This window comes from Bizionia argentinensis JUB59 (genome assembly GCF_000224335.1).
In the GTDB taxonomy this organism is placed as follows: domain Bacteria; phylum Bacteroidota; class Bacteroidia; order Flavobacteriales; family Flavobacteriaceae; genus Algorimicrobium; species Algorimicrobium argentinense.
Map to the genome: position 1 here is coordinate 88,764 of NZ_AFXZ01000003.1, position 23,578 is coordinate 112,341.

Genomic DNA, 23,578 nt, shown 5'->3' on the forward strand with positions numbered 1-23,578 from the left:
ATGAAGAGAATAGTAGTATTAATATGCATGGCATTAATTGTGTTTAGTTGTGGCTCTAAAAAGCGAGCGGCTTCTAAATCATCTAAAAAAAGACATAAAACGGAACGTGTTGTAAAAAGGCAACCCGTGAAATTGGCAACCATAAATAAACCAAATAATGAGCCTGTAAAACCACCCGTTGTAGCTAGTAGTAGTCCCATTGACGACTATATTGCATTATATAGCGATATCGCACAAGATGAAATGCGTTTATATCATATTCCTGCTAGTATTACTTTAGCACAGGGAATTTTGGAGTCAAGTTCTGGTAGAGGACGATTATCCGTGGAAGCTAATAATCATTTTGGTATCAAATGTCATGAGTGGACAGGTGCGCGAATTTACCATGACGATGACTCGGATCAAGAGTGTTTCCGAAAATATAACGACGCCAAGTATTCTTACCGCGACCATTCACTTTTCTTAAAAGAACGTAAACGGTATTATAAGTTATTCGAATTAGAAATTGATGATTATAAAGGGTGGGCAAGAGGCCTAAAAGATGCTGGTTACGCCACGGATAGAAAATATCCTGATAAGCTAATCAGTCTTATTGAGCGATATAATCTGCATCAATATGACGATATAGTTACAGGAAATAAAAGAGTTGTAAATGTCGATACAAATCAAGCAACTGGATTATCGCATCGCGTTTTAAAAGGTGATACGCTTTACTCTTTGTCCAAGCGTTATAACACGTCTGTAGATGATTTAAAGAAAATAAATAATTTGTCCTCTAACTCCTTGAATATAGGTGATTTATTAGTGGTGAAATTAAAATAATTAAAGTAAAATTTTATGCAATACAAACGAAGTAGTGCACTATTTGCACAAGCTGAAAAAGTAATTCCAGGTGGTGTAAATTCGCCAGTAAGAGCTTTTGGAGCCGTGGGAGGTACGCCTATTTTTATTAAAAAAGCGCATGGTCCATATTTAATTGATGAGGATGATAATCAGTATATTGATTATATCAACTCTTGGGGTCCTATGATTTTAGGACATGCTTATCAACCTGTTGTAGATGCTGTTGTTGAAAAAACAAAATTAGGAACGTCTTTTGGTACCCCGACAGAAATTGAAACAAAGATTGCCGAATTAGCCGTTTCCATGGTACCTAATATAGATAAAATCCGATTTGTAAATTCTGGAACCGAAGCTTGTATGAGCGCCGTTCGTTTAGCACGTGGTTTTACTGGAAAAGATAAAATAATAAAGTTTGCTGGTTGTTATCATGGTCATAGTGATAGCTTTTTAATCCAAGCGGGAAGCGGTGCTGTAACTTTTGGTTCTCCCAATAGTCCGGGCGTAACTGCAGGAACAGCTAAAGATACTTTGCTAGCAGATTTTAATGATTTAGATAATGTTAGGGAGTTAATCAAAGCTAATACTAATGAAATAGCTTGTGTAATTATAGAGCCAGTAGCAGGGAATATGGGGTGTATTCCGCCTCAACCAAATTTTTTAAAGGGTTTAAGAGAGTTATGCTCGGAACACAATATTCTTTTAATTTTTGATGAAGTAATGACGGGGTTCCGTTTATCAAAAGGTGGTGTTCAGCAGTTATATAATGTTCAAGCAGATATTGTTTGCTTCGGAAAAGTTATAGGCGGTGGTTTACCAGTTGGTGCCTTTGCTGCGCGTTCAGAAATTATGAATCATTTAGCGCCTTTAGGGCCTGTATATCAAGCGGGAACTTTAAGTGGTAATCCACTTGCTATGGCTGCTGGTTTGGCTATGTTACAAGCCTTGAATGATGATGCTGAAATTTATAAGCGTTTAGAAGAGAAAACAGCTTATTTACATGAAGGAATGGCGCGTGTTTTAACTGAAAACAAGGTTGTTTATACCATAAATCGAGTCGGTTCTATGATATCAGTTCACTTTTCAAAAACTCCTGTCATTGATTTCAAGACGGCTGCCAATGCAAATAACGATATGTTTAAAAAGTTCTTTCACGGACTTTTAAATGAAGGTGTTTATATTGCGCCTAGTGCTTTTGAAACCTGGTTTATTGCGGATGCCTTGAGTTATGACGATTTGGATAAAACTATTGCCGCTGTTGAAACGGTTGCTAAAACGTTGTAATAGCTAAAATGTGATTATTTTTGAGTTAGGGGATAAAGAGCCAGACGTGAGACTGAAAATTAAGATTTACGATACGAGGCTAAAAAGGGTAGCGAGGAGGGATTTAAGAAAATAGAAGATAAAATTAGCATGTAAGATAGTACTTTTTTTTCTTAAATAAAGAAAGCAATTTGCGGCTGCGTCTTCCTACATAAGCCATAAAAACCAAATTTAAAATTTTTCAAAATATAAAAAACTGTTTAAAAGTTTAATTTATGTAAAACTTTAAACAGTTTTTTTATTTTTTATAGATTACTTCACGGTTGAGGAAGTTGAACTAAATCAGCCTTTCAGACTGCCATCTTAAAATTAATTTATTCATCCTCATCTTGAAATCATTATAAAAAACTACCCAATTCTTGTCAAAAAAACACCGATAATAAGTGTCATTTAGATTAAATCCTTTAAAAATCTTAAGTAAAATTTCTGTTATCTAGCGCTTATTTTATATAATACTTGGGTTTGCTCTTCACTTAATAGTTCAGTTAATTGTAAAATGAATTCAGGTACCTCTAATAAAGTTCGATTTATTACTTCAGACTGATTGTCATCATGTTTTGTTGCCATTATCTTTTGAAATTTGTCTGATTTTAGTTGCTTAATAATCAGGTCGGTTGTCAGTTTTTGCTGTGGCTTCGTTAAGTTTAGCTTTTTACTAAGCATTACAACTTGATCCGCTGCGAGTTTATCAATTATAGAATTCGACTGCTCAAAACTTGATTCTTTGTTAATCTTTGAGTCTTGTGCAGAAAGTTGCATGCCTGCCAAAGCCAATACAATGACTAATATTTTTCTCATAATTGCATTTTTAAATTATTTTGATGAAAGTAAGAAAAATTATTTTCAAACACCTTAAAGTTTGGTAAATTATTATAAAGTGAGGCTTTTTCCGAAATCGATAGTTCAACATTTTGATCGAAAAATCTCCATGATTCATAAAATTACCGAAATTGTTAACGTCATTAATTACGCATATGACAACGATGATTTCTAATGTTTAGTTTTCGCAGTGACATTACTTGACTTTTTTTTGTTAAACTCTCTTAAAATCAATCGTTTAGTGTTAAATGTTTCCAAATTTATGTAACTTTTTAGACTATCTAACGTCCTATAATTGAACGTAATAATTATAAAGAAAAAAATGAAACATTTATTAGTCTTAAGCAGTTTTTTATTAACATTAACTACCACTGTGGCTAGCAATTTTATATCTGAAAAAAAATCAAGTATTTCGCTTGTTGTAACAAGTAAATCAGAGACAGAGAAAACGGTTCCAAAAATACAAGAAATTCAGGTTTTCAATGTGAAGGAACAAATCGATTTAGGGTTTGATGTGAACCAATATTTACCAGAAAATTTTAATCCATTGGCAGGCAAAAATGATCTTAATTGGAACAATATTTTGATCATTGAAACGCCTGTTGTAGTAAATTTAGATTTTGACATAAAATTCTATTTACCAAAAAATTTCAACCCTTTAAAAGGAAAAAACGATATAGATTGGGATAATATTGAATTAATTGAAATTGAAGAAGAACTTCATTTTAACTTTAATGTCAATGCGTACCTTCCAAAGGATTTTAATCCGAATAAATAAAAAATAGTTAGTTTTTCATATTAGTTTAATTGGTTAGTGAAAACCCAGTGACGTTAAAAGCACTGGGTTTTTTTATGAAAATATTTTTTAAAGTGAATTTAAATATTACCGAAGTAAGCTATAATCTCAATTTTGAACTAAACTTCTTCTAGACGTTAAAGCTCTTAAAAGGTTTCTTTCTGAAAAAAATCCCGATACTGCATCACACGAAAATCGAAAGTATTAAAATCTGGATTCTTTGCTTTTAGCTGCTTATAGAGCGGTAATCTACTAATGGATATGTTAGCTGCGCCAGAGCCAGATGTTAAGGAAACGGTTTTAATTATGCGATTAGAAGCGTTATTTTCACCTTGATCTAATATGAATTGATGAATTCGAGGGACTTCATTTGAAACGACTTCGAGTTTTAAATTATAAGTTTTTAAGTGCTTTCTGAAGAAATATTCTGGACCATTTTTACTATTCCCACCAGTAAATAATAACGTGTCAATTTTAGGATATTGTTTTAAATACTCTAAAATATCTCGAAGTTGAATGTTTTTCATTCCTAAATCGGATGCATCAATCTTTTCACGTTCGGCACTTTCTACAATGTCGCAAACACCAATTTTATGTTCAATCAAAAACTCTTGACGCTCTAATATCGCTTCATCTGAATTATCATAGCGAAGATTTAGCTTGTGAATCTTATCTATAAACAACCATAAACTATTAAAGTAGCTGCCATAACAGAAATCCACATCTTTTTCATGCAATTCGCTCGTGGAAAATCTTGGTGGCGGCAAGGTTCCAACAATTAATTTCGTCGTATCTTTTTGAATAAACGGCTTGTAAGGATGCTGATGAAAGAAAGTCATGGATACTTTTAAAAGCGGTTAATATGTTGTACTTTATCAATTCACATTTAAACAAAAAAAAATCATGGGAAAAGGTGATAAAAAAACAAAACGAGGAAAAATTAATCGCGGTTCATTCGGCGTAAGACGTCCAAGAATTAAAAAACAAGTACGTCCTGAAGAAAAAATAAGCGTTGACAAAAAAGCAAAAGCTTAAAGTCATTTATTTTAATTTTATCAAGTGTAATTAGCGAGTAAAGACGATTTTATTGTCCGTTGATAACGTATCACTTAAGCCATAACCTTCTAGGTTAAACGTTTTAATGTCATCTAGGGTTTGTGCGTTTTTGTCTATAATAAAACGTGTCATTAAACCTCTAGCTGCTTTGGCATAAATACCAATGGTTTTGTATTTGTCGTCTTTATATTCTTTAAAATCGATATCAATAACCGGCACTTTTAGGGCTTTTTTATCAATGGCTTTAAAATATTCGTTACTCGCTAAATTAATAAATAATTCGTCATCTTTTAACTCGTCATTCAGTGCTTTAGTAACTTTTTCTTGCCAAAATTCATATAGATTTTTGTTTTCTCCAACGGGCATCTTGGTTCCCATTTCTAAACGGTAAGGCATCATTAAATCCAGAGGTTTTAAAACGCCATATAAACCAGAAAGTATACGCACTGTATCTTGAAGTTTAGCTATTTTATCTTTAGGAATAGTATAAGCATCCAAACCGCGATACACATCACCATTAAAAGCATAAATAGCTTGTCTGGCCGATTCTTTTTTAAATGGTAATTCCCATTTTTGATTTCTGTCGTAATTCAGCTGACTCAAATTGTCAGAAATCTTCATTAATTTCGATAAGTCTTTTGGCGATTTCTCTTTAAGAACCTCACTTAAGCGCTCGGATTCTTTTAGGAAAATTGAATCCGTAGTTTTAGAAGTTGGTAATTTACTCTCGTAATCTAATGATTTGGCTGGGGATAAAACGAGTTTCATAAGTATGTATATCCTGAATTTAGGAATCGATTTAAAGGTTCGTAACTAATTTGTGTTTACCAAAGTTACGATTCACTTCTCATAAAATCAATTTCTAATTTTAATCTTTCTTATAAAACTATAAAGGAAATTTATTCACCATCTTGATGTTTAGAGTAATTACGCCATTTTTCAATGCAGTCTTGCATATCCTTTGGGATTTCAGATTCAAAACGCATCATTTCACCTGTTGTAGGATGTATAAAACCCAATGTTTTGGCGTGTAGTGCCTGTCTAGGTAATATTTTAAAACAGTTATCTACAAATTGACGATATTTAGTAAAAGTGGTTCCTTTTAAAATGCGTTCGCCACCATAACGCTCATCATTAAAAAGTGTATGACCAATATGTTTCATGTGTACGCGAATTTGGTGTGTACGGCCGGTTTCTAGCATACAAGAAACAAGCGTTACATAGCCTAAACGCTCAATGACTTTGTAATGCGTAACGGCAGGTTTCCCTTTATCACTATCATCTCCATAATAAACCGTGTTTTGTAAGCGGTTTTTTGGATGACGTCCAATATTACCTTCAATAGTACCTTCGTCTTCATCCATGTTCCCCCAAGCAATAGCTACGTATTCGCGTTCGCTGGTTTTATTAAAAAATTGCTTAGACAAATGGGTCATAGACTCTTCATTTTTCGCAATTACTAATAAGCCACTCGTATCTTTATCAATTCTATGTACCAGTCCTGGTCGGTTGCTAGAATTATTTGGTAGGTTTTCAAAATGATATATTAATGCATTTATTAAGGTACCAGAATAATTTCCATGACCGGGATGAACAACCATTCCTGGCTCTTTATTTACGACTAATAAATCAGCGTCTTCGTAAACAATGTTTAGAGGGATATCTTCAGGTGTTAGTAAATTTTCATAAGGCGGATGCTCAAAAAGCACACGGATTTTATCAAAAGGTTTTACTTTGTAATTCGATTTTATAGGTGTATCGTTCACGTAAATATTGCCTTCTTTAGCTGCGGCTTGAATTTTATTACGCGTCGCGTTTTCAATAAAATTCATTAAATATTTATCAATCCGCAAGGGCGTTTGGCCTTTATCGGCAGTAAAAGCGTAGTGCTCGTATAATTCGTCGTCTTCGCTTTGGTTTTCTGGAGTATATTCTGCCATAATTAGTTTGAACCTGATCTGTTTCCGTTACCTAAAACCAAATCGATTTTAGATGTTTTAGGCAATTCATCGCCTTCTTTTATTTCTGAACCTTTATGCTTCAGTCTTACTACTTCGTTTTCGCCTAGGTAATCGGTGTAAGTTATTTCGCCAATTACAAAACCTAGAGCTTCAAGCGTTGGTTTAGCTTGTCTGAAAGTTTTTTCTTTTAAATTCGGGATTCTAACCTTTCTAAATCCAGAAGGGTTTAAAGTCACATATATTTTACGGTTGTATTTTACTTCTTCACCTGCAATTGGATCTTGTTCAATTACCGAAAATTTAGGATAATCTGGGTTGTAATTAGAAGAGTCTAAAACTTCTAAGCGCAAATTATTGGCATTTAAATCAATTTGAGCGACGCCCATAGATTTGCCTTTTAAATCGGGCACAATCTCAAATTCACCATGATTGGTAGTTATACTCAACCATTTTAATAGAATAAAACAAAGTACTACTATACCGACAACGGCTAGGATTATTTGTTTAAGAAATGTTTTACTAGTCAGAAATTTTATAAGACTCATGGAAATGTATTTGTTGGGCAAATATATAAAAACAGAACTGTTTTTAGTTTTGATTTATTAGTGATATTTTAGCTTAACCTATAAAGATACGTTTTATTGTTAGTTTTGGACTCTAATAAATTCGTGAATTGTAAAATAAATTACCTGAAATCAAGCAAATACAGCTAATGAAAAAGAATATTGCCATTATAATGGGAGGTTACTCTAGTGAGTACGAAATTTCCCTTCGTAGCGGAAACGTAGTTTACAACGCCTTAAATACTTTAGAAGTTTATAATTCCTATAGAATCCATATTTTTGAAAATAAGTGGGTTTATGTATCCGATGCCTCGGAAGAATTTCCAATTGATAAAAATGATTTCTCTGTTGTTGTAAATGGTGAAAAAATCACGTTCGATTGTGTCTTTAATGCTATTCATGGTTCGCCTGGCGAAGATGGTTATATGCAAGCGTATTTGGAGTTGTTGAAAATCCCGCACACTAGTTGTGGTATGTATCAAGCAGCTTTAACCTTTAATAAGCGCGATTGTTTGAGCGTTTTAAAACCATACGGTATCAAGACAGCAGAAAGCTATTATATTAATTTTGGTGATGTTGTAGATGAAGATGCTATTATTAAAAAAGTAGGATTGCCGTGTTTTGTAAAAGCGAATCGTGCTGGAAGCAGTTTTGGTATTTCAAAAGTTTATAAAAAAGAAGCGTTTAAAGAGGCTTTAGAAGTCGCTTATAAAGAAGATGACGAAGTTATTATCGAATCTTTTTTAGATGGTATCGAGGTTTCTGTGGGCGTAATTTCACATCAAGGTGAAACGAAAGTGCTGCCGATAACTGAAATTGTGAGTGAAAACGATTTTTTCGATTATAAAGCGAAGTATCTTGGACAATCGCAAGAAATTACGCCAGCTAGAATATCCGAAGCCGATGCTGAAAAAGTAAGTGCTTTAGCGAAAAAAGTTTATCAAATTTTAAAAATGACTGGTTTTTCTAGAAGTGAATATATTTTTAAAGATGGCGAACCTCATTTACTGGAAGTTAATACCGTTCCCGGTTTAACAAAGGCAAGTATTTTACCACAGCAAGCTGAAGCAGCGGGGATTAGTTTGGAGGAGCTGTTTGGAAATGCAATTGAAGAGGCGTTAAAATAATTTATGATTATATTTGATATTCTTTACTAATTAATTGAAATTTCCACCTTCGTGGGAATGAGTTTTAAAAAAAGATTCCTGCCTTTGCAGGTAATATTATGAAAAGAGCATTATTTCCAGGGTCTTTTGATCCATTGACGTTAGGTCATTTCGATATTATTAGTCGTGGTGTTCATCTTTTTGATGAAGTTGTAGTTGCTATAGGTATCAATGCCGATAAAAAATACATGTTTAAGCTTGAAGAACGCAGAAAATTCATTGAAGATGCTTTTAGGGACGAGCCTAGAATAAAAGTCGTTACTTATGAAGGTATGACTATAGATTTTTGTAAGGAAATTAATGCTGAATTTATTCTACGTGGTTTAAGAAATCCAGCCGATTTCGAATTCGAAAAAGCCATTGCACACACCAATAGAAAACTCTCTAAAATAGAAACTGTTTTCTTATTAACGGCCGCGCGTACGTCCTATATAAGTTCAAGTATTGTTCGCGATGTAATTAGAAACAAAGGCGATTATAAGGTTTTAGTTCCTGATAGCGTTAGAGTGAGGTAAGTATCAAAAAAAATATTCTTTACCAACAGCTATACGTTTATGAAGAAATGGCAATATTAAAAGCCTAAACCTAAAAACTTCTTTTAAAACTTGTATTCAGAAAGTGGTTTCGGGAATTCTTCAGGGTTAGCAGCCAAATGATAACGTGGATCATCTACATTCTCTACAATCACTTCTTTAAACTTCGGACTCGCTTTATACATGAGCATTTTACAGTCTTCACTTAAGTGTTTTAGTCTAATTGTTTTTCCTTCAGCTTCATACTTTTCAACCAAATTAAAAATAGCTTCCAAAGCCGAGTGATCACTGATACGCGATTCAACAAAATCAATTTCAACATTTTGCGGGTCGTTTTTAGGATCAAATTTCTGATTGAAAGCTGTAATGCTTCCAAAGAATAATGGTCCCCAAATTTCATAAACTTTCGTTCCATCTGCACGCATACGTTTACGAGCGCGAATACGTTTAGCGTTTTCCCAAGCAAAAGATAATGCCGAAATAATAACACCTACAAATACCGCAATCGCTAAATCATATATCACCGTTACAGACGATACTATTACTAAAACAAAGGCATCAGACAATGGTATCTTTTTAATAATACGGAAACTAGACCAAGCGAAAGTCTCAATCACCATCATGAACATAACACCAATTAAAGCTGCAATTGGTACTTGCTCAATTAATTTATCTGTAAAAAGTATAAAAGTTAGTAGCGTTAACGCCATCACGATACCAGATAAACGGCCACGACCACCAGCGTTAATATTAATTACCGTTTGCCCAATCATTCCGCAACCTCCAGTTCCGCCAAAAAGTCCGGACACAATATTCCCTGTCCCTTGTGCAATACATTCTTTGTCGCCATTTCCTCTAGTGTCCGTTAATTCGTCTACTAAATTCATAGTCATCAACGACTCAATTAATCCTACAGAAGCCGCTAAAAATGCGTATGGTAAAATAAAGTTTAAAGTATCTAAATTAATAGGAAGGTTTTGCCACAACTCTAAATTAGGTGTTGGAAACTCACCTTTTAAGCCTGTTCCACCACCTTCAATAATATAAGATCCAACGGTTGAAACATCCAAATTAAAACCTATTGTAATGAAGGTTGTTGCTAAAATAGCAGTTAATGCTGCCGGAATTTTTTTGGTGATTCTTGGTAAACCCGTCATAATTGCCATGGTTAAAAACACTAAACCCAACATCAAATAGAGTTCGGAACCTTCCATATAGGTACTGACGTATTTTTTTACGCCATCTGCTGAAACTTCTAATGATTTATGCGTAAACATTTTTACTTGAGCCCAAAAAATAACAATTGCCAAACCGTTAACAAAACCAAGCATTACCGGATGTGGAATTAAGCGTACAAAACGTCCTAATTTAAATACCCCAGCCAAAATTTGAATAATACCCATTAATATAACACAAGCCATTAAATAGAAAAAGCCCATATTCTCAATAGGTTGATCGAAAAGAAGACCTTTGGTATGGCCCTCGGCAATCATAGCTACGAAAATTACAGCAACGGCACCAGCAGCACCAGAGATTAATCCTGGTCTTCCTCCAAAAACAGCAGCAATCAGTCCGACGATAAATGCACCAGAAAGTGCCATGAGCGGGTCAATTTGCGCCACAAAAGCAAATGCAACCACTTCTGGAATCATTGCTAATGATACGGTAATACCGCTTAAAATATCATTTTTTGGATTGGTTGTAAATTTCTGAAAAAATTGCTTCATCGGTCTTTTTTTGAGGGTGCAAAAGTACAGTTAATATAAACACGTACACTATTATATTGTGATAAATTGATTAGATTTACCTTATAAAATATTAAATATGATTCGATTTCGACTGTTGATAGTTATCTTTTTAGCTTTCAATCTTTTGCACGCTCAAAACAAACAAAATGATTTTAAAACGGTATTCGAAACCAGTAACGGTACAGAAACTGCTACCTATCTGCAAACCATTCAGTTTTATACGGATTTAGCCGAAACATATCCACAAATTCAATTACAGGCTATTGGTAAAACCGATTCTGGCGAACCTTTGCATATTGTGACTTTCAATTCAGATGCCAATTTCGATTTTGAAACCATTCGAAAAAATAAACGTATTTTATTGATAAATAATGGTATTCATCCAGGCGAAAGTGATGGAATAGATGCGACTATGATGCTGTATCGCGATATGGCTCAAGGAAAAATTGAATCGCCTAAAAACACAGTTTTTGTTACGATAGCTATCTATAATGTTGGTGGCAGTTTGAACAGAAATTCGGGAACGCGTGCTAATCAAGATGGTCCAAAAGAATATGGATTTCGGGGTAACGCGCAGAATTATGATTTAAACCGCGACTTTATAAAAAATGACACCGAGAATGCCAAGACATTTACGGAGATTTTTCATTTAGTAAAACCTGATGTTTTTATTGATAATCATGTGAGTAATGGTGCAGATTATCAATATATTTTAACACATTTGTTTACTCAGCATAATAAATTGGGTGGCGATTTGGGAAACTATTTACAGAAATCGTTTATGCCAGCATTGGAAGTAGATTTGGATAAAAAGGATTGGGATATCACGCCTTATGTCAATGTTTTTAATGAGGTTCCAGAAATTGGTTTTAGTCAGTTTATGGACTATCCACGGTATTCCACAGGTTATGCCGCGCTTTGGAATGTGTTAGGTTTAATGGTAGAAACACATATGTTAAAACCTTATAAGGATAGAGTAGAAGGTACATACGAATTAATGCGAAGTATGGTTGCGGTTACTGAAAAGGAAGGTGAACGTATTTCTGAATTAAGAAAAGCAGCTTTCAAAACGTTTAAAAATCAGAAAATCTATGCTTTAGATTGGGAGGCAGACACGACAAAATCTACAACGTTAAGCTTTAAAGGATTTAAAGGAGAAATGATTGAAAGTGAAGTGACTGGAAAACAACGTTTAAAATATGATAGAAATCAACCGTTTGAGAAATCTGTAAAATATCAAAATCACTTTAAACCTACAGTTGAAGTTTCTGTTCCAAACGCTTATATTATTCCACAAGGCTGGTATAAAGTTATCGATTTGCTAAAACGAAATGATGTAAAAATGAAGCGTTTTGAAAATGACACCATACTTTCTGTTGAATCTTATAAAATAGCCAATTTTGAAACGCGTAAAAGTCCGTATGAAGGTCATTATTTACATTCTCAAACAACGATTAGAAGTTCAATAGAAACGGTTTCCTTTCGAAAAGGAGATTATTGGATTAACTTAAATCAAGATGCAATTCGTTATATACTGGAAACATTAGAACCTCAAGCGCCAGATTCTTTTTTTAATTGGAATTTTTTCGATACTATTTTACAGAAAAAAGAAGGGTTTTCGCCTTATGTGTTTGAAGATACAGCTAAAGAATTGCTGGAAAATAATGCGACTTTAAAGATGGAATTCCAATCTAAAAAACAAGCAGAACCAGAGTTTGCAAATAGTTGGTATAACCAATTAAATTGGCTTTATGAGCGCTCTCATAATTCGGAACCTGCTTATAAACAATATCCAGTTTATCGTGTGAAATAATTGTGATTTAAAATATTTTAACATTTTGATTTACATGTAGATGTGGGTTTTTTAGGTGATATTAAATATTTTTGACATCATGTTTCACGTAATTAAAAATACGCTAAATTTGATTCAAATCTATATCGCATTGATGCGCCTTTAATGAATAAATACATTGTTGTTTCTCAACCTGAAAAGTGGAATTTTTCAATAGAGAATATTACCGTGATTTCATCACAAGAATACCTTACCAATCCGCAATATTCGCTTTTAAAAAAAGCACGAATCTTTAATTTATGTAAAGATTATTCATATCAGTCTAAAGGATATTATGTATCGCTTTTGGCCGAAGCGCGTGGCCATTTAGCAATTCCAACTGTTAAAAATATTGTAGATTTAAAAGCTTTAAAATTAGTACGAATTGTTTCGGACGAGTTTGATGATGTGATTCAGACCAGTTTAAAAAACATCAAATCGCAAGACTTTACGCTGAGTATTTATTTTGGTCAGAATGTGGCACAAAAATACAAGGAGTTAAGTTCATTATTTTATAAACACTTTCAAGTACCGTTTTTACGTGTGAAATTTAATCACAGCACTAAATGGCATGTGCAAAGCATTCGTGCCATTGCTGAATCGGAAATTCCTGAAGAGCATGTAGCAAGCGTGCATGAATTTGCTAATCAATATTTTGCCAAAAAACGCTACGATACACCGAAGTTAACCAAATCTGATTTTGATTTAGCGATACTTGTAAACCCTAATGATCCAGCGCCACCGAGTAACCCAAAAGCTTTAAAACGTTTTATAGACGTTGCCGAAAAAATGAATATTTATGCTGAAATAATTGAGCCTAAAGATTTATCGCGCTTGTCATCTTTTGATGCATTGTTAATCCGTCAAAGCACTGAAGTGAACAATGAAGCCTATGCATTTGCACGAAAAGCCCAGCAAGATGGTATTGCAATTGTAGATTATCCAGATGCTATTTTAAAATGTTGCAATAAAGTGTATATGGCGGAAGCTTTGAATAATGCTAATATTGCCACCCCAAAAACCATAATAGTTCATAAAGATAATCGGAATGATGTTATTAGTCAAGTCGGTTTGCCTTGTGTTTTAAAAGCGCCAGATTCAACCTTCTCTTTCGGTGTAAAAAAAGCGAAAACGAAAGAAGAGTATAACACGTTAGTAACGAGTATGCTTAAGGAATCTGATTTAATTATTGCGCAGGAATTTTGTCCATCAGACTACGATTGGCGCATTGGTATTATTGACGATAAACCGTTTTTTGCTTGTAAATATTATATGGCAAAGGGGCATTGGCAAATTTACAATTGGGATGCCAAAATAAAAGATGATCAAGATGGAAATGCGGATTGTTTACCAATAGAAAAAGTGCCAAAACAAGTTTTAGATATGGCTTTAAAGTCCGCTAAACTTATGGGAAAAGGTCTTTATGGCATAGATATTAAAGTCGTAAATGAAAAACCAATGGTTATTGAAATTAACGACAACCCAAATATTGATTTCGGTGTGGAAGACGCCTTTTATGGTGACGCTGTTTACATGGATATTTTAAACGCTTTAAAAAATAGATTGGATTAATTATGGGAACAAAACGATATCATTTATTTGAAGTTTACGGCATTGAATTAGAGTATATGCTGGTTTCCAATAGTTTTAAACCAGCTGCTATTGTAGATAAATTATTGACCAAAAAAGCAGGTGACTTAACATCTGACATTGAAAATGGTGCCATTGCCTGGAGTAATGAATTGGTGGCTCATGTGGTGGAATTAAAAACGAATGGGCCAACGGCTAATTTGAATGGTTTATCCGAGTTGTTTCATCAAAATGTATTAGAAATTAATCAGCTTTTAAAAGAATTTGATACGTGTTTACTACCAACGGCAGCACATCCTATGTTAAATCCTTTAACGGATACCGAAATTTGGAAACATAGTTATAGTGAAGTTTACGAACTTTATAATCGAATTTTTAATTGCAAAGGGCATGGATGGAGCAATGTGCAAAGTACCCACATTAACTTACCGTTTTTTGATGATAAAGAATTTGAAAAGTTACACGCTGCCATTCGCATTGTTTTACCGCTTATTCCTGGATTGTGTGCAAGTTCACCCATTTTAGAAGGAAAAAATACAGGTTTTAAGGACGCGCGATTGAAATATTATAAAACCAACCAAAAAGAAATCCCTGAATTAACGGGATTAGTTATTCCAGAACGTGTTTTTAGTAAAGTTGATTATTATGCAACCGTTTTCGAGCCTATAAATCGTGCTATAAAACCGCATGATACCAATAATATTTTAGATCATCACTTTTTAAATTCTAGAGGAGCAATTGCTCGTTTTGATAGAAACGCTATTGAAATCCGCCTAGTTGACATTCAAGAATGTCCCAAAGCGGATATTGCTATTTGTGTTTTGATTATTGAGGTTTTAAAAATGTTTGTCGATAAGAAAATGGCTTCTTTGCAAGATCAAAAAAAGTGGACAAAAGAAGATTTATTTGCTATTTTAAATCCCATTATTAAGGAAGGTGAAAACTATACGATTTCTAATTTAGAGTATTTAAAGTTGTTTCAAATTAAAGAAAGTATGACTGTTCAAGTATTATGGCAGTATCTTTATGAATTGGTAAAAGAAAATATTCACGAATCACATCATGAAGCGCTAACTGTTATTTTATATAAAGGCACTTTAGCCACGCGTATATTAAAAGCAGTTGGTACTGATTATTCTGAAAAAAATATTACGAATGTTTATTTTGAATTAGCCGGTTGTCTAAATAGGAATGAGTTATTTAAACCGTGAAAATTGTTTTAACCTGTGAACATGGTGGTAATGATGTACCAACTGCATATCAGTCACTTTTTATAAATGCAGAGAATATTTTGAATTCTCATCGTGGTTATGATTTGGGTGCTTTGGATTTATTCAAGGCTTTAATACCGCTGTCGGATTTTTCAAAATACAGCACAACAAGTCGTTTGCTAATAGAATTGAATCGTTCTTTACATCATAATAACCTGTTTTCAGAATTTTCACGAAACATTTCAAAAGCAGCAAAACAGACTATTATTAATGAGTTTTACAAACCTTATCGTGATTCTATAGAAAGTGAAATTTCAAAATGTATAAACCAAGGAGAAATAGTTTTACATATTTCCGTTCATAGTTTTACACCAATTTGGAATAATAAAGAGCGTTTAACGGATATCGGTTTGTTGTATGATTCGAAAATTTATGAAGAAAAGCAGTTTTGTAAAATTTTAAAAGCTGAATTATTAAAACGAAGTGCTTTCAAAATTCGGTATAATCAGCCATATTTAGGAAAATCTGATGGATTTACAAGTTATTTACGAAAACAATTCCCCAATAAATATATAGGAGTTGAGGTTGAAATTAACCAGAAGTTTTCTAAAAATAATCAGATGTCAAACGAATTAAAAAACGCAGTATTAATGGCTATTGAAGCTGTAAATTAAAACAATAGCTTAATGTTAGCGTAGCTATTCTGTAAAGCTTTTTCAGCTTCTACAGCATTTAACCAAGCAACTTTAGTAATACCCTCGTTTTCTTGCGGCTCTAAAGGACCAGAGTAGGAGGTAGTCATTTCAAACCAATGCGTTATTTTTATTTTGTACTTACCATTACGCTTAAAAATATGGTAAGTCGTTTCTAATGGTTTGCTTATTTTTAAACCAGAGATGCCTGTTTCTTCTTCCACCTCGCGAATAGCTGTGGTTTCAATAGTTTCTTTTTTCTCGGTTTTGCCCTTTGGTAAATCCCATTTATCGTTTCTGTAAATAAATAAAATCTCGCCTTTATCGTTAAAAACTTTTCCGCCTCCCGCAATAACATTGGGTAGTTTTTTAAGAAATTTTTTGAGTAATTTTTCTTCCTTGGCATGTATAAGATGCACTTCCTTAACAGCCTTTTTGTTAAGTTCTTTAATAACTTTAGCTATAGAAACAGATTTTAATAAATAGTTTTTAAAAGATGCTTCTTTTTCAACCTCTGTTGTTAAGATAATCGGTTTATCATTAACAAAAACTTTATACATACGACCCCGTTGTTGTAATTAGATTTTGTAAAAATATCAAAAAAAACAGGATACCCATACAATTAAAAATTTTATTTTAAAACCGTTTATAAAATGGAGGTTACGTAAAAATGTTTAATTTTGCTAGTATGAATTTCAACGAACACACAGCCAGAAAAACTGCTGAAGTTTTACTTCAGATAAATGCTATAAAATTACAGCCTAATGATCCCTTTACCTGGGCATCAGGTTGGAAATCGCCTATATATTGCGACAATAGAATAGTGCTCTCTTATCCGCCAATCCGAAATTACATTCGTGAAACTATGGCCAAACAGATAGAAGAACAATATGGCAAACCTGATGTTATTGCCGGTGTTGCTACAGGTGCTATTGGTATAGGCATGTTGGTGGCCGAGTATTTAGGTTTACCTTTTGTTTATGTTAGACCAGAAGCTAAAAGTCATGGTCGTCAAAATCAAATTGAAGGGCACTTGGAGCCAGGACAGAATGTGGTTGTTGTTGAAGATTTAATCAGTACAGGAACTAGTAGTTTAAATGCTGTACGTGCTTTACGGGAGAATCATGCAAATGTAAAAGGAATGATTGCCATCTTTACTTATGGTTTTGACATCTCAAAGAAGAATTTTGAAAAAGAAAACGTAGACTTAATCACTTTAAGCGATTATAAATCACTTTTAGAAGAAGCCTACCATACCAATTATATTTCAACAAAAGAACAAGACATATTAGCGACATGGAATGCCAATCCAGCAGAATGGAACGCTAATTGATATTAGTACTACACACTATCTTAAAAAATCATTATGAATTTAGAGTCACCAAAAACAATTATCAATAAGTCGCCAGAAGCAGTTTTTAATTTCTTATCCGATGTTAAAAATTTTGAAAAGTTAATGCCTGATAATATTAGCAAATTTGAAGTTTTAGATGAAGATAAGTTTCTATTCGCATTAAAGGGGATGCCAGAAATCGTTTTAAAGAAAAAAGAAATGATATCACCAAATAAAATCGTTCTCGGTGCTGCTGGTGGTAAATTGGATTTTTCATTGATAGGAAATATCACCGAAATAGATGCTGACACAAGTGAAGTACAGCTGCAGTTTAACGGTGAATTTAATGCTATGATGGCCATGATGATTAAGGGACCTATCACGAAATTCATTGAGACTTTGGCATCTAATATGCCTAAAGAGATTTAATATAGCAACGCAATTTCTTTCAATTCATATTCGGCAATAATTTCGTCTTCTAACAGAATACGTAAGCTGCCGGAATTACTTATGCCTTGGATGTAACCTGTAAACAAGTTGTTGTCTTGATCGCGAAAAGTGGATGGTTTATTTTTTCTAAATAAATAGCTTTCATATGTGTTTTTTAAAATAATATGCTGATCATTTTGTAATTGATCAAAATAGAATTTTAAGTTTTTAACGATACTCTGTAAAAGTTCATCTGTGTTAAAAGGCGTTCCCGTAATGTATTGCATAGAAGTTGCATTAGGAAGGTTATTAAAATAAATTTGATTAACATTTAACCCAATACCAATAATAGTACCGCCAAACGCATGTTGTTTAATAATATTTTCAATGAGAATGCCACAGATTTTCTTATCTTCTGACATAATGTCGTTAGGCCATTTAATGCTTAATTTCGGTATTAAAAACTGTTGTAAGGTTTTAATAATAGCCAGAGAAGTTACGATGCTGATATAAAAATTATCGCGAAACTTAATAAATGAAACATCTTTAAACACGCTACACATGAGGTTTTTGTCAGAATCAGAACGCCATGTTGTACCACGCTGGCCCCGGCCATTTGTTTGATGTTTTGCAGTAACAACGGTGTAATCTGGTAAAGGTGCGTTCGTACTTAATATCCTTAAATAGGAGTTGGTAGAATCGGTGGCATCAAGTTTGATTATATGCATTCTGAAATATATTGAAAATAGACGAAAAATCTTATGATTTTTTTACGGTATAAAGAACTAAAAAATAATAACTTTGCACAAATTAAATTAATTGAATGGCAAAAAAACAAATCAACGCAGACCAATTGATAGCTACTGTGGTTAGCGGAATTGAAGACGTAAAAGGAAATGAAATACATATTTTAGATTTACGCGAGATTGAAAATACGGTGTGTGATTACTTTATAGTATGTGAAGGTAATTCAAACACGCAAGTAAATGCCATTGTAAACTCCATACAGAAAAAAGTAAGTAAAGAGCTCAAGGATAAGCCTTGGCATATAGAGGGAGCTGAAAATGCCGAATGGGTTTTAATGGATTATGTGAACATTGTAGTTCATGTTTTTCAGAAGCATATTCGTGAGTATTACGATATTGAAGGTCTTTGGGGTGATGCAAAAACAACGGTAATTGAAACAAACTATTAAGTTATATTAATGACAAAGGATAATAAAAATAATAAAAACAAGAAGCCTAAATTCAATATGTATTGGATTTATGGCGGTGTTATCGTGATATTTTTAGCTATGCAAGTTTTGGGGGGTAGCGGATTTGATGAAACAAATCCAACAACACCATCTCAATTCATGACATTCTTACAAGATGGCGATATAGATAAAGTTGAAATAGTAAATAGGCGTGAAGCTAAAGTTTACTTAACAGCTGAAGCAGAAGCTAAAGATGTACACAAGAAATCCAAACCAAGTTCACTTTTACCGTCTTCAACCAAAGCACCAAATTACCGCTTTGAGTTTGGAGATCTTCAAAATTTTGAAGATGATATTGCAACGGTAATTAAGGCAGAAAATTTAGATCCAAGACCAAAAGTAGAATACAAAACTGAACAAAATCTTTGGGGAGACTTCTTAATAGGATTATTGCCTTTTGTATTATTAATAGGTGTTTGGATTTTTATCATGAGACGTATGTCTGGTGGTTCAGGTGGTGGTGGCGCAGGTGGTCAATTATTCAATATTGGTAAATCACGTGCTAAACTATTCGATGAAAACACCGATGTAAAAACTTCGTTTAAAGATGTTGCAGGTTTAGAAGGAGCTAAAGAAGAAGTACAAGAAATTGTGGACTTCCTTAAAAATCCAGATAAGTATACCAATTTAGGTGGTAAAATCCCGAAAGGAGCTTTATTAGTTGGACCTCCAGGAACTGGTAAAACCTTATTAGCAAAAGCAGTTGCAGGTGAAGCACAGGTGCCATTTTTCTCATTATCCGGTTCGGATTTTGTGGAAATGTTTGTAGGTGTAGGAGCTTCTAGAGTACGTGATTTGTTTAAACAAGCTAAAGAGAAGTCGCCAGCCATTATTTTTATTGATGAAATTGACGCTATTGGTCGTTCTCGAGGAAAAAACAATATGTCAGGTTCTAATGATGAACGTGAGAATACATTAAACCAGTTGCTAACGGAAATGGATGGTTTTGGAACCAATAGCAATGTTATTGTGTTGGCTGCAACTAACCGTGCAGACGTTTTAGACAAAGCTTTAATGCGTGCCGGTCGTTTTGACCGTCAAATTTTTGTAGATCTTCCAGATGTTCGTGAGCGTAAGGAGATTTTTGAAGTGCATTTAAGACCTTTAAAAAAGGCAGACGATTTAGATATTGACTTTCTTTCAAAGCAAACCCCAGGTTTCTCTGGTGCAGATATTGCCAATGTTTGTAATGAAGCTGCATTAATTGCTGCTAGAAATGGTAAGAAAGCGGTTGATAAACAAGACTTTTTAGATGCTGTTGATAGAATTGTAGGTGGTCTTGAAAAGAAAAATAAAATAATTACACCAGGCGAGAAGAAAGCTGTTGCTTTTCATGAAGCTGGTCATGCTACCGTAAGTTGGATGTTGGAACACGCAGCGCCATTGGTTAAAGTAACTATAGTGCCTCGTGGACGCTCATTAGGAGCGGCTTGGTATTTACCAGAAGAGCGCTTAATTGTGCGACCTGAACAAATGTTAGATGAAATGTGCGCCGCTTTAGGTGGTCGTGCTGCTGAAAAAGTAATTTTCAATCAAATTTCAACAGGCGCATTAAGCGATTTGGAAAAAGTAACCAAACAAGCACGCGCTATGGTAACTATTTACGGTTTAAGTGAAAAAGTTGGAAATTTAACTTATTTCGATTCTTCAGGAGGAAACGAATATGGTTTTACAAAACCATACAGTGAAAAGACTGCGGAGTTAATTGATAACGAAATATCTAGAATTATTGAGGAACAGTATCAACGTGCCATCAATTTATTAGAAGAGAATAAAGATAAGTTGACGCAATTAGCCGAAGTGCTATTGGAGAAAGAAGTTATTTTTAAAGATAATCTCGAGAAGATATTTGGAAAGCGCCCGTATGTAATTGAGTTGCCTATTACGGAAGAAATTCAAAAACCTATTTCCGACGAAGAAGAATAAATCAAATTTTTACGTTAACATATATTTAAAATCTTAAATTAGCCTAACGGTTCGTTTAAGATTTTTTATATTTGAAAAACACCTTAAAGTCTCGGATTAATAGCAACAGCATAAATGAGTCTATTTAGAAAAATTTTTGGTTCCAAATCTGATCAATTGGAGCGGGAATTAAAAACTAATGATCGTGGCAAATACATGCCTGAAATAAAACTACCTGTCGACGAGCGGTTTACAATAAACTTCAAAGAAAATGGTGGTAAATTTCTATATTGTGAAAATTTAGATGAAATTTACGACAGCTTAAATAATATTATTTTAGAAAACGACTGGGAAGATAATGAAGTATTAATCTATGACGAGCAATTGCGATTGCGTTTTGAAAATTCGGGATTGCATGTAACAAGAAAAAGCGAAGATGCTGCATATTTCTTAACGACCTGCGAAAATTTAATAGCCGATGATGGCTCCCTATTAATCTCTTCAAACCAAATAGCTGAAAAGAAATTGGTGGAATTCCCAGAGCATTTTGTAGTTTTTGCAACCACAAGTCAAATGATTGGTAGTATAGGTGAAGGTTTGCGCGGAATAAAAAATAATAATTCGAAAAGAATACCTACTAATATTACAACCATAAAAAATTTTAAAACATTGGATGATAAAGATAAAGGAAATGATTTTATGAGTTATGGTAGCAATTCTAAAAATTTATACTTACTTCTTCTAGAAGACCTTTAGTATGAAAGAAATCTTAATTAGATCCTTTACCGGTTTATTATATGTTGGTTTGTTAATGGTATCCCTGTTAAACGAACACGCATTAATTATCTTGTTTTTTGTTTTTGGAATGGTGTGTATGGGTGAATTTAAAAAACTCATCAATTTTAAATCGCTATGGCCATATCTTATTTTTATAATCATGTATGTGGTTTTCGGGTATTGGCAATTTATATTGAAAACCGATACAGGTTTAAAGCAGGCTACGCAAATACTTCAAGTTATTACCATATTCGTACAGCTTATTCTTATTAAGGATTTGTTTTCTGAAAAAAAGATACCTTTATTTATATCCAAGCGCTTTTTAATATCCACATTTTACCTGTCCAGTGCTTTTGTTTTTTTAGTGCTTATCGCTAATTATCATGGCACTTTTAGTCCTCGAATTTTATTAGGCTCGTTTATTTTAGTGTGGGTAAATGATACGTTTGCTTTTTTGGTGGGTAAAAATTTTGGAAAACAGAAATTGTTTGAAAAAATATCGCCAAAGAAAACGGTAGAAGGTTTTATAGGTGGTTTGTTTTTTTCATCGGTAGCTAGCTATTTTATTGCTACCTTTACCGAAACTTTAAGTTTTAATAATTGGCTAATGTTAGCTATTATAATTAGTGTTTTTGGCACATTAGGAGATTTAGTGGAGTCCAAATTTAAACGTCAAGCTGGTGTAAAAGACAGTGGTGTTATAATGCCTGGTCATGGTGGTTTACTAGATAGGTTGGATAGCATTATTTTTGCGGCACCTTTTATTCATTTATTTTTAGAATTGATTTAATATGTTTCACAAAGAAGGCCATAAAATTATTGTAATAACGCTTGTCGTAATTGTAGCGTTATTTTTAATTACTGATACTTATATTATACTGCCGTGGCTAAACATGTTTGTCATGATAGCTTTGTTGGTTTTCTTGCTCTTAATATTACAGTTTTTTAGAAACCCGAAAAGACTTACATCTTATGATGATAACCACGTGGTATCACCAGTAGATGGCAAAGTAGTGGTTATTGAAGAGGTTTTTGAAAAGGAATTCTTCAAGGAAAAGCGTCTACAAGTAAGTGTATTTATGTCGCCAATAAATGTGCATGTTACGAGATATCCTATCGCTGGAAGAGTTGTATATAGTAAGTACCATCCAGGTAAATACTTGGTAGCATGGCATCCAAAAGCAAGTGAAGAAAATGAACGCACAACTGTAGTAGTTGAAAATGAAGTTTTTGGTCTTGTTTTGTATAGGCAAATTGCAGGCGCATTAGCTAAACGTATCGTTAATTATGCTAAAGAAGGGCAACAAGTTAACCAAGGAAGTGATTCAGGATTTATTAAATTTGGCTCGCGTGTAGATTTATTTTTACCTTTGGATTCCAAAATTAATGTGACCTTAAATCAAAACGTTCGTGGCGCAGAAACAATCATAGCTGAAAAATAATGACTTCAGAAGAATTAAATATTGCCTTTACAGATGCTGTGGATAGAATTAATGAACACAAAGAGCACTTTCCTGCGGACTTTTTATTGCGGCTATATGCATACTACAAAAAAGCGACAAACAGTTACAGCGGGCCAAGCACTGGCAGTAAACCGTTGATTGCCGCTTTTAAAACGAACGCATTATTTCAAATTCAAAATATTTCAGAAGATGAGGCCAAACAAACTTATATTGACCTCGTAAATAATTATTTTTTATATAGAAAATAATTCATTGTAGATATAAAAGCAAATAGCCCATCATAATTA

At 33.5% G+C, this 23,578-nt stretch carries 26 protein-coding genes; 18 read left to right on the forward strand and 8 right to left on the reverse strand.

The annotated features are described in order from the left end of the window. A complete protein-coding gene (locus tag BZARG_RS02235) occupies positions 1 to 822 on the forward strand; it encodes a glucosaminidase domain-containing protein (protein ID WP_040287916.1) in 822 nt (273 codons plus the stop codon). Between the two features lie 15 nt (positions 823 to 837). Beyond that, entirely contained in the window at positions 838 to 2,124 is a 1,287-nt protein-coding gene (gene hemL, locus BZARG_RS02240; protein ID WP_008634940.1) for a glutamate-1-semialdehyde 2,1-aminomutase, read from the forward strand. A gap of 468 nt (positions 2,125 to 2,592) precedes the next feature. On the opposite strand, the gene BZARG_RS02245 is transcribed toward hemL, so the two are convergent. Beyond that, on the reverse strand, positions 2,593 to 2,961 hold the full coding sequence (locus BZARG_RS02245) for a type 1 glutamine amidotransferase family protein (protein ID WP_008634954.1): 369 nt from the start codon (positions 2,959 to 2,961) through the stop codon (positions 2,593 to 2,595). A gap of 343 nt (positions 2,962 to 3,304) precedes the next feature. Here BZARG_RS02245 and BZARG_RS02250 point away from each other — a divergent pair, with 343 nt between their 5' ends. Further along, a complete protein-coding gene (locus tag BZARG_RS02250) occupies positions 3,305 to 3,760 on the forward strand; it encodes a hypothetical protein (RefSeq protein ID WP_040287918.1) in 456 nt (151 codons plus the stop codon). A 164-nt stretch (positions 3,761 to 3,924) separates the two neighbouring features. Here BZARG_RS02250 and BZARG_RS02255 read toward each other — a convergent pair whose 3' ends face one another. After that, entirely contained in the window at positions 3,925 to 4,617 is a 693-nt protein-coding gene (locus tag BZARG_RS02255) for a uracil-DNA glycosylase family protein (protein WP_008634895.1), read from the reverse strand. 64 nt (positions 4,618 to 4,681) lie between these two features. Here BZARG_RS02255 and BZARG_RS15405 point away from each other — a divergent pair, with 64 nt between their 5' ends. Further along, complete coding sequence (locus tag BZARG_RS15405; RefSeq protein ID WP_008634883.1) at positions 4,682 to 4,813, forward strand: 30S ribosomal protein THX; 132 nt, start codon at positions 4,682 to 4,684, stop codon at positions 4,811 to 4,813. Positions 4,814 to 4,843: 30 nt separating this feature from the next. Here the strand turns inward: BZARG_RS15405 and yaaA are convergent, their stop codons facing one another. The 3 genes from yaaA to BZARG_RS02270 form a co-directional block, all read right to left on the reverse strand. Further along, positions 4,844 to 5,602, reverse strand: a complete 759-nt coding sequence (gene yaaA / locus BZARG_RS02260) for a peroxide stress protein YaaA (RefSeq protein WP_008634832.1) — start codon at positions 5,600 to 5,602, stop codon at positions 4,844 to 4,846. Positions 5,603 to 5,733: 131 nt separating this feature from the next. Beyond that, complete coding sequence (locus BZARG_RS02265; protein WP_008635012.1) at positions 5,734 to 6,774, reverse strand: RluA family pseudouridine synthase; 1,041 nt, start codon at positions 6,772 to 6,774, stop codon at positions 5,734 to 5,736. Positions 6,775 to 6,776: 2 nt separating this feature from the next. Then, on the reverse strand, positions 6,777 to 7,340 hold the full coding sequence (locus tag BZARG_RS02270; RefSeq protein ID WP_040287919.1) for a PASTA domain-containing protein: 564 nt from the start codon (positions 7,338 to 7,340) through the stop codon (positions 6,777 to 6,779). 167 nt (positions 7,341 to 7,507) lie between these two features. On the opposite strand from BZARG_RS02270, the gene BZARG_RS02275 reads away from it, so the two are divergent. Beyond that, a complete protein-coding gene (locus tag BZARG_RS02275; protein WP_008634862.1) occupies positions 7,508 to 8,485 on the forward strand; it encodes a D-alanine--D-alanine ligase in 978 nt (325 codons plus the stop codon). Positions 8,486 to 8,583: 98 nt separating this feature from the next. Beyond that, entirely contained in the window at positions 8,584 to 9,039 is a 456-nt protein-coding gene (coaD, locus tag BZARG_RS02280; RefSeq protein WP_008634830.1) for a pantetheine-phosphate adenylyltransferase, read from the forward strand. Between the two features lie 83 nt (positions 9,040 to 9,122). Here the strand turns inward: coaD and BZARG_RS02285 are convergent, their stop codons facing one another. Further along, positions 9,123 to 10,784, reverse strand: a complete 1,662-nt coding sequence (locus BZARG_RS02285; protein ID WP_008634979.1) for a SulP family inorganic anion transporter — start codon at positions 10,782 to 10,784, stop codon at positions 9,123 to 9,125. A gap of 97 nt (positions 10,785 to 10,881) precedes the next feature. On the opposite strand from BZARG_RS02285, the gene BZARG_RS02290 reads away from it, so the two are divergent. The 4 genes from BZARG_RS02290 to BZARG_RS02305 all read left to right on the forward strand — a co-directional run bounded on the left by BZARG_RS02290 (position 10,882) and on the right by BZARG_RS02305 (position 16,111). Further along, complete coding sequence (locus tag BZARG_RS02290; protein ID WP_040287920.1) at positions 10,882 to 12,618, forward strand: M14 family metallopeptidase; 1,737 nt, start codon at positions 10,882 to 10,884, stop codon at positions 12,616 to 12,618. Between the two features lie 144 nt (positions 12,619 to 12,762). After that, entirely contained in the window at positions 12,763 to 14,208 is a 1,446-nt protein-coding gene (locus BZARG_RS02295) for a RimK family alpha-L-glutamate ligase (protein WP_008634877.1), read from the forward strand. 2 nt (positions 14,209 to 14,210) lie between these two features. Further along, complete coding sequence (locus BZARG_RS02300) at positions 14,211 to 15,437, forward strand: glutamate-cysteine ligase family protein (RefSeq protein ID WP_008634920.1); 1,227 nt, start codon at positions 14,211 to 14,213, stop codon at positions 15,435 to 15,437. Continuing rightward, the gene (locus BZARG_RS02305; protein ID WP_008634889.1) at positions 15,434 to 16,111 is read left to right on the forward strand and encodes an N-formylglutamate amidohydrolase; all 678 of its coding nucleotides are present in this window, start codon (positions 15,434 to 15,436) and stop codon (positions 16,109 to 16,111) included. Before BZARG_RS02300 ends, BZARG_RS02305 begins: the two co-directional genes overlap by 4 nt. On the opposite strand, the gene BZARG_RS02310 is transcribed toward BZARG_RS02305, so the two are convergent. Further along, positions 16,108 to 16,689, reverse strand: a complete 582-nt coding sequence (locus BZARG_RS02310; RefSeq protein ID WP_008634893.1) for an NUDIX hydrolase — start codon at positions 16,687 to 16,689, stop codon at positions 16,108 to 16,110. The two genes, BZARG_RS02305 and BZARG_RS02310, sit on opposite strands and share 4 nt — an antisense overlap. Before the next feature lie 128 nt (positions 16,690 to 16,817). Here BZARG_RS02310 and pyrE point away from each other — a divergent pair, with 128 nt between their 5' ends. Both pyrE and BZARG_RS02320 read left to right on the forward strand, forming a co-directional pair. Then, entirely contained in the window at positions 16,818 to 17,462 is a 645-nt protein-coding gene (pyrE, locus tag BZARG_RS02315) for an orotate phosphoribosyltransferase (RefSeq protein WP_008634892.1), read from the forward strand. 33 nt (positions 17,463 to 17,495) lie between these two features. Next, complete coding sequence (locus tag BZARG_RS02320) at positions 17,496 to 17,891, forward strand: SRPBCC family protein (RefSeq protein WP_008634835.1); 396 nt, start codon at positions 17,496 to 17,498, stop codon at positions 17,889 to 17,891. Here BZARG_RS02320 and BZARG_RS02325 read toward each other — a convergent pair. Next, positions 17,888 to 18,619, reverse strand: coding sequence for a biotin--[acetyl-CoA-carboxylase] ligase (locus BZARG_RS02325; protein WP_008635014.1), 732 nt, complete (start codon positions 18,617 to 18,619; stop codon positions 17,888 to 17,890). The two genes, BZARG_RS02320 and BZARG_RS02325, sit on opposite strands and share 4 nt — an antisense overlap. Positions 18,620 to 18,714: 95 nt before the next feature. Between BZARG_RS02325 and rsfS the strand changes: the two genes are divergently transcribed. The 6 genes from rsfS to BZARG_RS02355 all read left to right on the forward strand — a co-directional run bounded on the left by rsfS (position 18,715) and on the right by BZARG_RS02355 (position 23,539). Further along, the gene (rsfS, locus tag BZARG_RS02330; protein ID WP_008634971.1) at positions 18,715 to 19,086 is read left to right on the forward strand and encodes a ribosome silencing factor; all 372 of its coding nucleotides are present in this window, start codon (positions 18,715 to 18,717) and stop codon (positions 19,084 to 19,086) included. A 9-nt stretch (positions 19,087 to 19,095) separates the two neighbouring features. Next, complete coding sequence (ftsH, locus tag BZARG_RS02335; RefSeq protein WP_040287921.1) at positions 19,096 to 21,072, forward strand: ATP-dependent zinc metalloprotease FtsH; 1,977 nt, start codon at positions 19,096 to 19,098, stop codon at positions 21,070 to 21,072. Between the two features lie 114 nt (positions 21,073 to 21,186). Then, positions 21,187 to 21,807: an LUD domain-containing protein gene (locus tag BZARG_RS02340; RefSeq protein ID WP_008634841.1), complete on the forward strand. Its 621-nt coding sequence runs from the start codon at positions 21,187 to 21,189 to the stop codon at positions 21,805 to 21,807. A 1-nt stretch (position 21,808) separates the two neighbouring features. Continuing rightward, on the forward strand, positions 21,809 to 22,618 hold the full coding sequence (locus BZARG_RS02345; RefSeq protein ID WP_008634902.1) for a phosphatidate cytidylyltransferase: 810 nt from the start codon (positions 21,809 to 21,811) through the stop codon (positions 22,616 to 22,618). Position 22,619: 1 nt separating this feature from the next. Then, positions 22,620 to 23,270 carry a phosphatidylserine decarboxylase family protein gene (locus BZARG_RS02350; protein ID WP_040287922.1) on the forward strand — a complete coding sequence of 217 codons (651 nt, stop codon included), beginning with the start codon at positions 22,620 to 22,622 and terminating at the stop codon, positions 23,268 to 23,270. Beyond that, entirely contained in the window at positions 23,270 to 23,539 is a 270-nt protein-coding gene (locus tag BZARG_RS02355; protein WP_008634869.1) for an acyl-CoA-binding protein, read from the forward strand. The genes BZARG_RS02350 and BZARG_RS02355 overlap by 1 nt, the downstream gene beginning before the upstream one ends. Positions 23,540 to 23,578 lie beyond the last annotated feature (39 nt).